11 protein-coding genes and 1 pseudogene are annotated in these 12,712 nt (G+C 49.1%); all 12 read left to right on the top strand.

The features are described from left to right. Window positions 1–27 precede the first annotated feature (27 nt). Window positions 28–567, top strand: a pseudogene (locus I2I04_RS21215) (GNAT family N-acetyltransferase); the annotation flags it as partial. A gap of 464 nt (window positions 568–1,031) precedes the next feature. After that, window positions 1,032–1,889, top strand: coding sequence for an IS3 family transposase (locus I2I04_RS21225; protein WP_195655827.1), 858 nt, complete (start codon window positions 1,032–1,034; stop codon window positions 1,887–1,889). Between the two features lie 319 nt (window positions 1,890–2,208). Then, the gene (locus tag I2I04_RS21230) at window positions 2,209–3,330 is read left to right on the top strand and encodes an efflux RND transporter periplasmic adaptor subunit (protein ID WP_195366349.1); all 1,122 of its coding nucleotides are present in this window, start codon (window positions 2,209–2,211) and stop codon (window positions 3,328–3,330) included. Continuing rightward, on the top strand, window positions 3,327–6,440 hold the full coding sequence (locus tag I2I04_RS21235) for an efflux RND transporter permease subunit (RefSeq protein ID WP_195366348.1): 3,114 nt from the start codon (window positions 3,327–3,329) through the stop codon (window positions 6,438–6,440). Before I2I04_RS21230 ends, I2I04_RS21235 begins: the two co-directional genes overlap by 4 nt. Then, complete coding sequence (locus I2I04_RS21240) at window positions 6,441–7,799, top strand: efflux transporter outer membrane subunit (protein WP_195366347.1); 1,359 nt, start codon at window positions 6,441–6,443, stop codon at window positions 7,797–7,799. A 176-nt stretch (window positions 7,800–7,975) separates the two neighbouring features. Beyond that, complete coding sequence (locus I2I04_RS21245; protein ID WP_195366364.1) at window positions 7,976–8,695, top strand: hypothetical protein; 720 nt, start codon at window positions 7,976–7,978, stop codon at window positions 8,693–8,695. 150 nt (window positions 8,696–8,845) lie between these two features. Next, entirely contained in the window at window positions 8,846–9,241 is a 396-nt protein-coding gene (locus I2I04_RS21250; protein WP_229097315.1) for a helix-turn-helix domain-containing protein, read from the top strand. Continuing rightward, window positions 9,219–10,319: an AAA family ATPase gene (locus I2I04_RS21255; RefSeq protein ID WP_195366346.1), complete on the top strand. Its 1,101-nt coding sequence runs from the start codon at window positions 9,219–9,221 to the stop codon at window positions 10,317–10,319. The genes I2I04_RS21250 and I2I04_RS21255 overlap by 23 nt, the downstream gene beginning before the upstream one ends. A gap of 37 nt (window positions 10,320–10,356) precedes the next feature. Next, the gene (locus I2I04_RS21260) at window positions 10,357–11,244 is read left to right on the top strand and encodes a toprim domain-containing protein (RefSeq protein WP_195366345.1); all 888 of its coding nucleotides are present in this window, start codon (window positions 10,357–10,359) and stop codon (window positions 11,242–11,244) included. 257 nt (window positions 11,245–11,501) lie between these two features. Then, entirely contained in the window at window positions 11,502–11,948 is a 447-nt protein-coding gene (locus I2I04_RS21265; RefSeq protein ID WP_195366344.1) for a hypothetical protein, read from the top strand. Between the two features lies 1 nt (window position 11,949). After that, window positions 11,950–12,276 carry a DUF4134 domain-containing protein gene (locus I2I04_RS21270; protein WP_195366343.1) on the top strand — a complete coding sequence of 109 codons (327 nt, stop codon included), beginning with the start codon at window positions 11,950–11,952 and terminating at the stop codon, window positions 12,274–12,276. 54 nt (window positions 12,277–12,330) lie between these two features. Then, on the top strand, window positions 12,331–12,708 hold the full coding sequence (locus I2I04_RS21275; RefSeq protein ID WP_195366342.1) for a DUF4134 domain-containing protein: 378 nt from the start codon (window positions 12,331–12,333) through the stop codon (window positions 12,706–12,708). Window positions 12,709–12,712: the final 4 nt, after the last annotated feature.

Here is a 12,712-nt window from a genome sequence, read left to right on the forward strand (position 1 = left end):
TACGTTTTGCAAATAATCCCACAGGACATGGAGCAAAAGGAAATATATATCGAAACCGAACGAATTATCATTCGGAATTTCAAGCAGAAGGATGCCGAAGGGTTGTTGGAGTATCTTTCCCATCCTCGTGTGAATTGCTTTGCCGGAGACCTCCTTTGTTCCAGAGAGGCGGCATTGGCATATATGCAGTATTCCCCGAAAGACATGCTGCGCTATGCGGTGAGTCTGAAAAAAGAAGACTTTATTATCGGTGACGTGTTCGCTTTGCGTGAGAATGAAGACACTTATAATGTGGGGTGGCATTTCAACAAACGTTTTGAAGGCAAAGGATTCGCTTGTGAAGCGGCTACCGGATTGTTGGATTATCTTTTTCGGGAGGCGGGCGCACGGCGTATCTATGGGTTTGTGGAAGATGACAATATCCGTTCCAAACGCTTATGCGAACGCCTTGGTATGCGTCGCGAAGGATGTTTCAAAGAGTTTGTGACATTCGTAAACAATCCTGACGGCTCCCCAAAATATGAAGACACCTGTGTTTATGCCATTCTCGAAAAAGAGTGGAATACCATCTGTAGTGTACTAAATAAGTTGACACTTCTTAAATGCGAAATTCCCATGAAAGAATTAAAAAAGAAGTACACTCCTTACACAGAATCCGAACGAATGTCTTATATTCGTGAGTATTTATCCACTTCGGAAACGAAGTATCAGTTTGCCAAACGTACCGGTATTTGCCGTCGTCTGCTGAATCTTTGGCTTGATAAGTATCATATAAATGATAAAGTTATGAGTACAGCCCACCCCTCTTTCAACAAATACTCTGCTGAGTCTCTCAATGAACTGGAGAAAGAACTCGCTGCATTGCGTGCCGAAAATCGCAAACTTCAGCGTGCTCTTCAGGAGGAAAGTCTTCGTCATGAAGCTTGTGAGGAATTAATAAATCTTGCTGAGTCAACCTATCACATCAAGGTTCGAAAAAACTCCGATGCCAAGTAATCGATACCTTGTCACAGGGGAACTCTGCCCGTCATATGCGCGGTAGTCTACAGTTCCTCTGTGATTACTTCGGCATAACCAGACAAGGTTATTATAAGCATGTCAACAGAAAAAAGGAAATAGACATCCTCACATCAAGCATTGTGTTGTATTGTAATGAGTTACGTAAACTTATGCCTAAGGCTGGTATGCGTGAACTCTATGCATGCTGTCTCCGCAAGTTTGGTGTCAGGATGGTCATTGGGCGTGATCAATGCTATAATATTTTTCGTGCTAATGACCTTTGTCAACGTGTCAGACATGTGAGACCAAAGACAACAAATTCTAATCATAATTATTACATTTATCCGGACTTGCTGAATGTTACTCCTAAATTTGTAGCTGACACATTCGGTTCAATGGTTGTAGCGGACATAACCTATGTTGCCACGTGCCAGGGATGGGCTTACCTGTCTCTTCTTACCGATGCGGGCAGTCGGGCGATAGTTGGATATGCCCTGTGCAAAACACTTGAAGCGGAAGGTCCCTTAAAGGCACTGAGGATGGCTATAGACTTTTACAACAGATACAATGTCGATTTGAGTAGTCTCATACACCACTCTGACCGGGGAGTGCAATACTGCTCAAACATGTATGTGGATATGCTCAAGAAACATCATATCAATATTAGTATGACGCAGTGTGGAGATCCGCTACATAATGCCCTGGCTGAACGGATGAATAACACGATCAAGAATGGGTGGTTGTTTGACTGCGAAGATGACAGCTTTGAACAGTTGGATAAACGTATAAGCGACGCCATATATGCATACAATTATGTTCGACCCCATCAAGGCATACAAATGAAAACACCGATGGAACATATTCGTAAGTACGCGGAAAAAGGTAGTTGAAGTCCCGCTCGTCGGGACGGGTGCTCCCGCCCCTTGCCGCGAGGGCGATCCCCGAGCGAAGAGTTTTTGTTGTTTAATGAAGTTTACAGCCCCAAGTCTTGCATTTATAAGAAAAGATACATATATTTGCAACATCTTTAATATGACAACTTATTTAGGAATTACAAAGGGACAAGTAAACTTATTTAGGTTTTAAAATATATTGAGTTAACTAACTTAGGTATAACAAACGAAGTTGTCAACTAAATCCAGTACAGTACAATCTGTCAGTGGTGACACACCAAACCTATTATGAATTAATACAAAACAAGAAGAAAATATGAACAAGCAATTCATTATCACGAATTTCGCCGCATTTGCCTTCATGCTGTTCCTGCCGACCGGATGCAGGCAGGCGGACGGCAAACAGGATGCGGTGCAGAGTTATCGGGTCATAAAGGTCGCGGCAAGTCCGGTGGAAATCTCCGAGTCCTATTCTGCCGCCATACGCGGACGGCAGGATGTGGACATCATGCCGCAAATATCCGGGCGCATTATCCGGTTGTGCGTGAAAGAGGGTGAACGGGTGAAGACCGGTCAAGTATTGGCAGTAATCGACCAAGCTCCCTATCTGGCTGCATTGCGCACGGCTTCGGCCAATGTCAGCGCAACACAGGCAAAAGCGGAAACGGCACGAATCGAGTTGCGGGGCAAGCAGGCGTTGTTTGACGAGAAGGTCATATCCGACTACGAGCTTTCTCTCGCCCGGAACCAACTGGCAGTGTCGCTTGCCGAACTCGAACAGGCAAAGGCACAAGAAGCGGATGCACGCAACAACCTCTCCTATACGGAAATCAAAAGTCCGAGCAACGGAGTGGTAGGCACATTGCCCTATCGTATCGGTGCGCTTGTCGGTCCCAATATGGCGCAGCCTTTCACGGTCGTGTCCGACAATGCGGAGATGTATACCTATTTCTCCATTTCGGAGAATATGCTACGGCGATATTCGGCTCGCTATGGCTCGATTGACAGCATGATAGCAGGGACGCCGGAAGTGCGCCTGCAACTCAACGACGGCAGCCTGTATAAGGCGAAAGGACGTATCGAAACCGTAAGCGGCGTGGTGGACCCGGTTACCGGAACGGTGCAGATCAAAGCCCTGTTCCCCAATCCCGACCGCGAACTGTTGAGCGGCAGCATCGGCAATGTCATCCTTCAAAACCCGAAAACGGAGGCCGTAACCATCCCCATGACCGCCACCGTGGAACTGCAAGACAAGATTATCGCTTACCGTCTGAAAAACGGACAGGCGGAAGCCGCCTATCTCACGGTGGACCGCCTGAACGACGGCAACCGGTTTATCGTAAGAGAAGGGCTCTCGGTCGGTGACACCATTATCGCCGAAGGCGTGGGACTGGTGAAAGAAGGTATGAGCATAACCCCTAAAAACGAAGCGAAATGAACTTGCGATTTTTTATAGACCGCCCGGTGTTTTCGGGCGTTATCTCGGTGGTAATCGTACTGTTGGGTATGATTTCCATGTTTTCCCTGCCTGTGGAACAATACCCCGACATCGCACCTCCGACCATCAACGTATTTGCAACCTATCCGGGTGCAAACGCCGAAACCGTGCAGAAGGCAGTGATAACCCCTCTGGAAGAAGCCATCAACGGAGTGGAGGACATGACCTATATGACTTCCACGGCATCGAATACGGGAGATGCTTCCATCAACATCTATTTCAAACAGGGAACCAACGCGGACATGGCAGCGGTAAACGTACAGAACCGCGTGAACGGCGCACTGAGCCAGCTTCCGGCAGAAGCCACCAAAACCGGTGTCACCACCGAAAAACAGCAGAACGCCGAACTGATGACTTTCGCGCTCTATTCGCCCGATGACCGCTTCGACCAGACATTCCTGAACAATTACGTGAAAATCAATGTCGAGCCGAGGCTGAAACGTATCAGCGGCGTGGGAAAGGCGCAGTTGTTCGGTTCCAACTACAGCATGCGACTTTGGCTGAAACCCGACAAGATGGCGCAATACGGGCTTATCCCCGATGACATATCCGCCGTACTCGCACGGCAGAACATCGAGGCTGCCACCGGCTCCTTCGGTGCCAATCATCCTACCGCCAATGAATACACGATGAAATACCGTGGGCGTTTGTCCGGTGCGGAAGAGTTCGGCGAGTTGGTCATCAAGTCACTACCGGGTGGCAATGTGCTTCGGTTGAAAGAGGTTGCCGATGTGGAACTGGGCGATGAATCCTACAACTACTCCTCCGAGGTGAACGGGCATCCGGCAGCCATGATGCTCATCAACCAGAAAGCCGGGTCCAATGCATCGAGCACCCTCAAGGAGATTCACGAAGTGCTTGACGACCTCAGCAGGGACTTGCCCGAAGGGACGGAATTCGTGGTGCTTACCGATACCAACAAGTTCCTGTATGCCTCCATTCACTCGGTCCTCCGTACCTTGCTGGAAGCGATACTTTTGGTTATCGTAGTGGTGTATGTGTTCTTGCAGGATATCAAATCGACGCTTATCCCTACCATATCCATCTTCGTTTCCATCATCGGCACATTCGCCGTGATGTCCATGATCGGATTCTCCATCAACCTGCTCACCCTGTTCGCCCTTGTACTTGCCATCGGAACCGTGGTCGATGATGCCATCGTAGTGGTGGAGGCGGTGCAGGCGAAGTTCGACGAAGGCTATCAGTCGGCGGTTCTCGCGGCCGATGATGCCATGAAGGGGGTATCTTCGGCAATACTTACCTCTACCATCATCTTTATGGCAGTGTTTTTCCCCGTTGCCATGATGGGCGGAACTTCGGGGGCTTTCTACACGCAATTCGGTATCACGATGGCTGTTGCCGTGGGTATCTCGGCAATCAATGCCTTCACACTCTCACCGGCACTTTGCGCACTGTTACTGAAACCCTATATCGACGAGCACGGCAACACCAAGAACAATTTTGCAGCCCGTTTCCGAAAAGCGTTCAATGCTGTTTTTGAGCGTCTGAGCCGACGCTATGTACGTGGGGTGATGTTCATTATCCACCGCCGGTGGCTGTTGTGGAGCATTATAGGCGTCTCTTTCGGGTTGCTGGTGCTGCTGGTCAATATCACGAAGACGGGACTTATTCCCGAAGAGGATACCGGGACGGTCATGGTGAGCATGAACACGAAGCCCGGCACGTCCATGGCTCAGACAAGTAAGGTGATGGAGCGTATCAACAGCCGTCTCGACAGTATCAATGAGATTGAATACAGCGGTGCGGTCACCGGTTTCTCTTTCAGCGGCTCCGGCCCGTCGCAGGCGATGTATTTCGTGACACTCAAAGACTGGGAGCAGCGCAAGGGAGAGGGGCAGTCGGTCAATGATGTCATCGGAAAGATTTATGCCGCCACCTCCGATATTCCCGATGCCACGGTGTTTGCCATGTCGCCCCCGATGATAGCCGGATATGGCATGGGGAACGGCTTTGAACTCTACTTGCAAGACAAGGCGGGTGGAGACATCACCGCTTTCAAGGAAGAGGCGGACAAGTTTGTCGAAGCCTTGTCGCAGCGACCAGAAATAGGCGAAGTCTATTCCTCCTTTGCCACAGACTATCCACAATACTGGGTGGATATTGATGCCGCGAAATGCGAACAGTCGGGAGTGTCGCCCGCAGAGGTGCTTTCCACCTTGTCGGGCTATTATACCGGACAATATGTTTCCGATTTCAACCGTTTCTCCAAGCTCTACCACGTCACCATGCAGGCTCCGGCGGAATACCGTGTGAATGCGGAATCCCTTCACCACATGTATGTGCGCACCTCCGATGGCGGTATGTCGCCTTTGAGCCGGTTCGTGCGCCTGACCAAGACCAACGGCCCGTCAGACCTCACCCGCTTCAACCTGTTCAATGCCATATCCATCAACGGATCTCCGGCCCAGGGTTACAGTTCGGGGCAAGTGCTTGAAGCCATCGGTGAGACGGCACGCGAAGTGCTTCCGGCAAATTACACCTACGAGTTCGGCGGTATCTCGCGTGAGGAAAGCAAGACAACCAATAATGCTACGCTTATATTCCTGCTCTGCATGGTTCTGGTCTATCTGATTCTGTGTGCCTTGTACGAAAGCGTGTTTATCCCCTTTGCGGTCCTGTTGTCGGTGCCTTGCGGATTGATGGGCAGTTTCCTGTTTGCGTGGCTCTTCGGTCTGGAGAACAACATCTACATGCAGACCGGATTGATTATGATTATCGGTCTGCTTGCCAAGACAGCCATCCTGCTTACCGAATATGCAGGCAAGCGGCGGTCGGAAGGCATGACGCTGGCACAGTCGGCGTACAGTGCGGCAAAAGTCCGTCTGCGCCCCATACTGATGACCGTGTTGTCTATGGTGTTCGGTCTTATACCGCTGATGCTGGCTCACGGGGTGGGTGCCAACGGCAGCCGTTCGCTTGCCACAGGTGTAATCGGCGGAATGATTGTCGGTACTTTGGCTCTGTTGTTCCTTGTTCCGTCATTATTTATTGTATTCCAATATATCCAAGAACGTATTAAGCATAATTAAATGAAGAAGACAGCCATATATATCATATTGTCAGGATGGATGCTTACCGGTTGCGGCACATACAGCCGGTATCATCGCCCCGACCTCTCGATGGAAAATCTGTATAGCAACCTGCCGACAGACGCCGATACCACCACTTTGGCCTCCCTATCGTGGCGTGAGATGTTTACCGACCCGAAACTTCAGTCCTTGATTGAAATGGGACTTGAACGGAACACAGACCTCAATGTGGCACGGCTACGGGTGGAAGCGGCAGAAGCCGCCTTGCTGACGGCCAAACTGTCCTATCTACCATCACTCGGACTGAATGCCGAAGGTAATGTCAGCAGGCAAGATGGAGCAACGGCAAAGGCATATAATGTAGGAGCGTCAGCAAGCTGGGAACTGGACATCTTCGGCAAACTCACAGCTGCAAAGCGTGGTGCCGCTGCCGCCTTGCAAGGAAGCCGTGATTACCGGCAAGCCGTACAGACACAGCTTGTCGCCACGATTGCCGACAGTTATTATACCCTTGCCATGCTCGACGCGCAAATGGCAATAAGCAACCGCACCCTTGAGAACTGGCAGACTACCGTACGCACTCTCGAAGCATTGAAAAAAGCCGGAAAATCAAACGAAGCCGGTGTATTGCAGGCAAAAGCGAACGTGATGCAGCTCGAATCATCCCTATTATCCATTCGCAAGAGCATCTCCGAAACAGAAAACGCTCTGTCTGCAATACTTGCCATGCCGTCACACTCGATTGGACGAAGTAATCTGGCCGAGGCTGCTTTCCCCGATACCGTCTCTATCGGACTCCCCTTACAGTTGCTTTCCAACCGTCCCGATGTGCGTCAGGCTGAAATGGAACTGGCGCAGGCGTTCTACGCCACCAATGCGGCCCGTGCCGCTTTCTATCCCAATATAACCCTTTCGGGGGCTCTTGGGTGGACTAATAATGGAGGTGGTGTAATCGTAAATCCCGGACAATGGTTGTTCAATGCCATTGGCTCCCTGACACAGCCGTTATTTAACCGAGGTACAAACATCGCCAACTTGAAGATAGCCAAAAGCCGTCAGGAAGAAGCCAAACTGTTGTTCCGGCAATCATTGTTGAATGCAGGAAAAGAAGTGAACGATGCTCTGACCGCATGGCAGACGGCAAAATCGCAAATTGAAATCAATGCCCGGCAGGTTGAAACATTATGCGACGCTGTGCGAAAGACAGAATCGTTGATGCGTCATTCCAATACCACCTATCTGGAAGTATTGACCGCCCAACAGTCTCTTCTCGAAGCGGAAGTGCAACAGTTGCAAACTCGTTTTGAACGCATACAAAGTGTAATCAAACTTTATCATGTGTTAGGAGGAGGAATGTAACTTTACAACATTTATAACCTAATACTGAACCATGTTGTATAATTTTTATATTTCAGTCGTCATAAACTTATAAACAAGTAATTTAGCATGCAAAAACAAATCAAAAAGTCTTCTCTTTTTTTGAAAGGAAGCAACACCTAACCCACTTTGCTACTGAACAGAATGTAGCGGAAGAACTGTATGAATTACTCTCCGAAGCGAGAGAACTCTATCTTCAGGATGTAATTGTGGATGGCAAGCGGTATAACCGCTATGTGGATGACTTCATCAACAGTCACCGATACATAAACTGCGATAGTGCAGTTTGCCGGAACTGCCACGAAATGAACATCCATATCGCCAAAGGGCTTCTGACCGAATGTGCCCACCTTATCCAGCCTCTTTTTGCAGCATCCGACTTCTCCTTTGAGAAGTGTATGGAGTTGCGAAAGAAGTATGACCGGTCAGAGCCGTTGCCGCCACCTATCGCGCATCATACCGATGGTTTTATAAAAGCCCCGCCGCTTTCTTTCGGCTGCAATTTCACCCAAGAACAGATGATAGGTATTGTGTCTTGTGCCAATACTTATCATCTGTTTTGCGTTTCAGAAGTTTGCATCGAGGATATGGAAGCTCTCTTTTCCTGCAAAGAGGGCTTTCATATTCGGGTGAACAATCTTCGTCATGTGGTTGCCTTTTTCGATGCGCTACTCGAAAACTCCTTCATCCAATCCCGCTGGCAGTCCGTTCTGGACAAAGGGCGGTTCCTGCAATCCAAGGACGGCACACGGTTCATTTCCGCTTCCAATCTTTCATCGGCACTTTCCGCTGTCAGAAACAACAAAACAGCGGTCACTTACAGTATCAGACGATTCATCGGTCAGTTGAAAGAAAGTGTGAACAAATCCACCATGTGAAAGATAAAAGAGTGAGAGTTAGAATAATACTTGCATAGTATCACGCCGATAATTCTCACTCCTTTATCGGCATATCATACCTTTGCCCTCCGTTATCAATACGTTGATAGCGGAGGTACAATTCCATTGTCAAACTTTAATTAAAAACATATGCCGAACAGACTAACCTTCATGGAGCGGATGAGCGAACGGATTACCGCCCTTGAGTCGGTTCTTAAAAAATTGGAACCGGTTGAAAACATCTTGGAACGGATGGATTTGTTGGAGAAAAGCATTTATTCGACAAAGCGTGTCTTTACGTTTCAGGACGCCTGTATGTATATCGGGGTTTCCGAGAGTATGCTATACAAACTCACGGCGAACAAAGAAATTCCACATTACAAACCACGTGGCAAGATGATTTATTTCGCCAAGGAAGAACTGGACGAATGGCTTTTACAGAACCATGAACCGACTGCAGATGAAGCCATACGCATGGCGACCGAAGCAGCAGTAACACAACCATTCTTAAAGCAAAGACGCTATGGAAAACGAAAAAAGGACTGATTATAACACAGGTGCAGGAATAGAGGAACATAAACTGTTGGATATTCTTGCCGCTTCCCAAATTAGGGCTACTGATACCTACGAAACGCCCCCACAAATCATCTGGATAGATAATTCAACGATAGCCACCCTCGGCAATTTCAGTGCATCGACCGGTAAGGCCAAAGCAAAAAAGACATTCAATGTCTCGGCTCTCGTTGCCGCATCGCTGGCCGGGAAACAGGTATTGAACTACCGTGCGCACCTGCCAGAAGGCAAGCGGCGGATTCTGTATGTAGATACGGAGCAGAGCCGTTTCCACTGCCACACGGTACTGGAGCGTATATTACGATTGGCCGGATTGCCTACGAAAACCGATAATGAGAACCTCGACTTTATTTGTCTAAGGGAATATACTCCGGCAGTGCGCATTGAGGTCATAGACTATGCCCTGCGTCAGAACAAAGGTTATGGTCTGGTCATCATAGACGGTATCCGCGACCTGATGCTTGACATCAACAGTACCGGTGAATCGGTAGAAGTTATCAACAAGATGATGGAGTGGTCTTCCCGGTATGACCTGCATATCCATTGCGTACTCCATTTGAACAAAGGGGATAATAATGTGCGAGGACACATTGGTACAGAAATGAGTAACAAGGCAGAAACCGTATTGGTTATCAGCAAAAACAATGATAACCCAAGCATCAGTGAGGTTCACGCGTTGCATATCCGTGAAAAAGAGTTCAAACCCTTTGCTTTTACCGTTGATGATGACGGTCTGCCTGTTATGGTTGAAAACCATTCGTTCAACGGAAATATCAAACAGAAATCCCGGATGAGTTTTATGGATTTGTCCATAGAACAGCATAGGGAAGCTCTTGCCGCCGCTTTTGGAGACAAGCCCATAAAAGGTTTCGAGAATGTATTGGAGGCTCTTATGGCTTCCTATGCAGCTATCGGGTTCAAACGAGGGCGAAGTGTTATGGTAAAGCTGTTACAATACCTGACCGATAACCTTAAACTCATTATCAAGCGGGATAAACTTTTTTATAATGACATGACACCTACAGAGGTCTTGCTTTTCGATGAAGAATGAGATTGATAAATACGTTTTGGTATATAAATGAGCGAAAATGACCATAGCAGAAGCAAAACAAGTGCGTATCGTGGATTTTCTGGCACGTCTCGGCCACCATGCGCAACACATAAAATCGGGACAATACTGGTATCTCTCGCCGTTGCGGAACGAGCGTACCCCGTCGTTCAAAGTGAATGACCGCATCAATGAATGGTACGATTTCGGTGAGGCCATCGGCGGCGACCTTGTGGAACTGGTGAAACACCTTTGCCGGGCGGACAGCGTGAGCGAGACACTGGCGTATATCGAGCGGCACACGCATGGCGTACCGTTGCAGAAAATCCATGCACCGACCGTCCCGTCCCGACCGGTGGAGGCGGAAATGAAAGAGGTAATGGTAATTCCGCTCCGCCACCATGCGCTGTTCTCCTACCTCCAGTCCCGGCTTATCGACGCAGACATCAGCCGTATGTATTGCAAGGAGGTACATTATGAATTGCGGGGCCGCCACTATTTCGCCCTTGCGTTCGGCAACATTTCCGGCGGTTACGAGGTGCGCAACGCCTATTACAAGGGGTGTCTGAACAACAAGGACATCTCGTTGATAAGACATGAGGGGGAAGGAACACAGGAAAGCGTCTGTGTATTCGAGGGATTCATGGACTTTCTCTCTTACCTTACGCTGAAACTGGCAGGCGACCGGACGGTATGCCTTGCCATGCCGTGCGACCACCTTGTGATGAACTCGGTGAACAACCTGAGAAAGACACTGGTACACCTGCAGGAGTATTCGGATATCCACTGCTATCTCGACAATGACCTTGCCGGGCAAAGAACCGCCGAGACCATTGCCGGGATGTATGGCGGACGTGCCAGCGATGAATCCTGCCGCTATGCGGAATACAAAGACCTGAACGACTACCTGCGCGGAAAGAAACGCTGACATTCTCCCTGTCGCTCCTGCCCCTCCTGTGCCACTTGAAGCCCTCCTGTGCGGAGGGCTTTTTTTATGCCCTGATTTCCCTTTTTTCTCTGTTGAAGCAACGATATAGTACGATTTAATAGTACGATTTTGAGAACTTGAACAAATCTTATTGCTGGAATAGCTGTTTATTGCTCAATTATTTTACAGTTTGAAATATCGTCCGTTTATTTGCAAAATCATACTAATACAATTTTTATAATTCATACTAAAAAGACATGGACGCATATTTCATTTTTGCCATTGTACTGACGGTCGCATACGTCCTCTACTACGCCGTAGTCATTGCGCATGACCTCTACGGGAAAAAGGGGACGGACAAACCGGAAGAGGAAGTTTTCGATGTAGGCACATCGGAGGAAGAAGAGAGCGTGACGGTCACGGAAAGCGAGACGGGCTTCAACATCGGTGGCGAGAGCTACGAGACGGAAACCACGGCCGACACACCCGGAGCATCGCCGGAAGAGGGCGGCACGGAAAAGCCGGACACGGCGCAGGAGAAACTGGAACGGCTGAAGGCGGAAGCGGAGGAACGGATGGAAGAGACCGAGCCTTACCTGTCGGACGCCCGCACGTCGGAAGATATGTACAAGGCGATGATTGCCAAAGGACGGTCAGGCGACCGCCCCGAAATCAAGTGGAAACCCATTCAAGACCGGTTGTGAAATGTCGAAAGCTAAGAAGATTCTATGTGCGCTGTGTTTCTCGCTCCCCTACGCGGCTTTTGCCAAGAGCGGCAGCGTGAACTACAGCTGGGGAGCGGATGCGCTGGCCACGATGCACGACTATGTGGTCACGATGATGCTGTATGTCCAGTATATCTGTTGCGCCATAGCCGGAGTATGCGTCATCGTGTCCGGCTTTCAGATTTATGTCAAGATGAACACGGGAGAGGACGGCATCACCAAGTCGATCATGACGCTTGTCGGTGCGTGTCTGTTCCTGATCGGGGCATTCTACGTCTTCCCGGCCTTCTTCGGCTACCGCATATAAACTTAATCCGTATCAGGTCGCAGATAAATAAAGTATTCACTAAAAAAGTAAAGTATGTTTCAGAAAACCAAACAGATGTGCCGCAAGGCACTGGGATTCGTCAACAGAATCGCCAACAAAGTAACGATGTTCATCCTCATGCTGCTGTCCGGTGCGGTGGCAAGGGCGCAAAATTCGGCAGGTGACTATACAGCCGGTACGAACGCGCTGTCCACCGTCGCCGAGGAAATCGCCAAGTATGTGCCTATCATGGTCAAGCTGTGCTACGCCATTGCCGGTGTCGTGGCGATTGTGGGTGCCATCTCGGTGTATATCGCCATGAACAATGAGGAACAGGATGTCAAGAAAAAAATGATGATGGTGGTGGGAGCCTGCATCTTCTTAATCGCGGCAGCCAAGGCGTTGCCCCTGTTCTTCGGTATCACCGCTTAAGCAT

The organism is Bacteroides sp. 1001136B_160425_E2, assembly GCF_015559655.1.
Classification (GTDB): domain Bacteria; phylum Bacteroidota; class Bacteroidia; order Bacteroidales; family Bacteroidaceae; genus Bacteroides; species Bacteroides luhongzhouii.

Coding starts and splice junctions, on each gene's coding strand:
- I2I04_RS21255 (WP_195366346.1), top strand. CDS start 9,219: ATGGAAAACGAAAAAAGGACTGATTATAACACAGGTGCAGGAATAGAG.
- I2I04_RS21260 (WP_195366345.1), top strand. CDS start 10,357: ATGACCATAGCAGAAGCAAAACAAGTGCGTATCGTGGATTTTCTGGCA.
- I2I04_RS21235 (WP_195366348.1), top strand. CDS start 3,327: ATGAACTTGCGATTTTTTATAGACCGCCCGGTGTTTTCGGGCGTTATC.
- I2I04_RS21265 (WP_195366344.1), top strand. CDS start 11,502: ATGGACGCATATTTCATTTTTGCCATTGTACTGACGGTCGCATACGTC.
- I2I04_RS21225 (WP_195655827.1), top strand. CDS start 1,032: ATGCGCGGTAGTCTACAGTTCCTCTGTGATTACTTCGGCATAACCAGA.
- I2I04_RS21230 (WP_195366349.1), top strand. CDS start 2,209: ATGAACAAGCAATTCATTATCACGAATTTCGCCGCATTTGCCTTCATG.
- I2I04_RS21240 (WP_195366347.1), top strand. CDS start 6,441: ATGAAGAAGACAGCCATATATATCATATTGTCAGGATGGATGCTTACC.
- I2I04_RS21270 (WP_195366343.1), top strand. CDS start 11,950: ATGTCGAAAGCTAAGAAGATTCTATGTGCGCTGTGTTTCTCGCTCCCC.
- I2I04_RS21250 (WP_229097315.1), top strand. CDS start 8,846: ATGCCGAACAGACTAACCTTCATGGAGCGGATGAGCGAACGGATTACC.
- I2I04_RS21275 (WP_195366342.1), top strand. CDS start 12,331: ATGTTTCAGAAAACCAAACAGATGTGCCGCAAGGCACTGGGATTCGTC.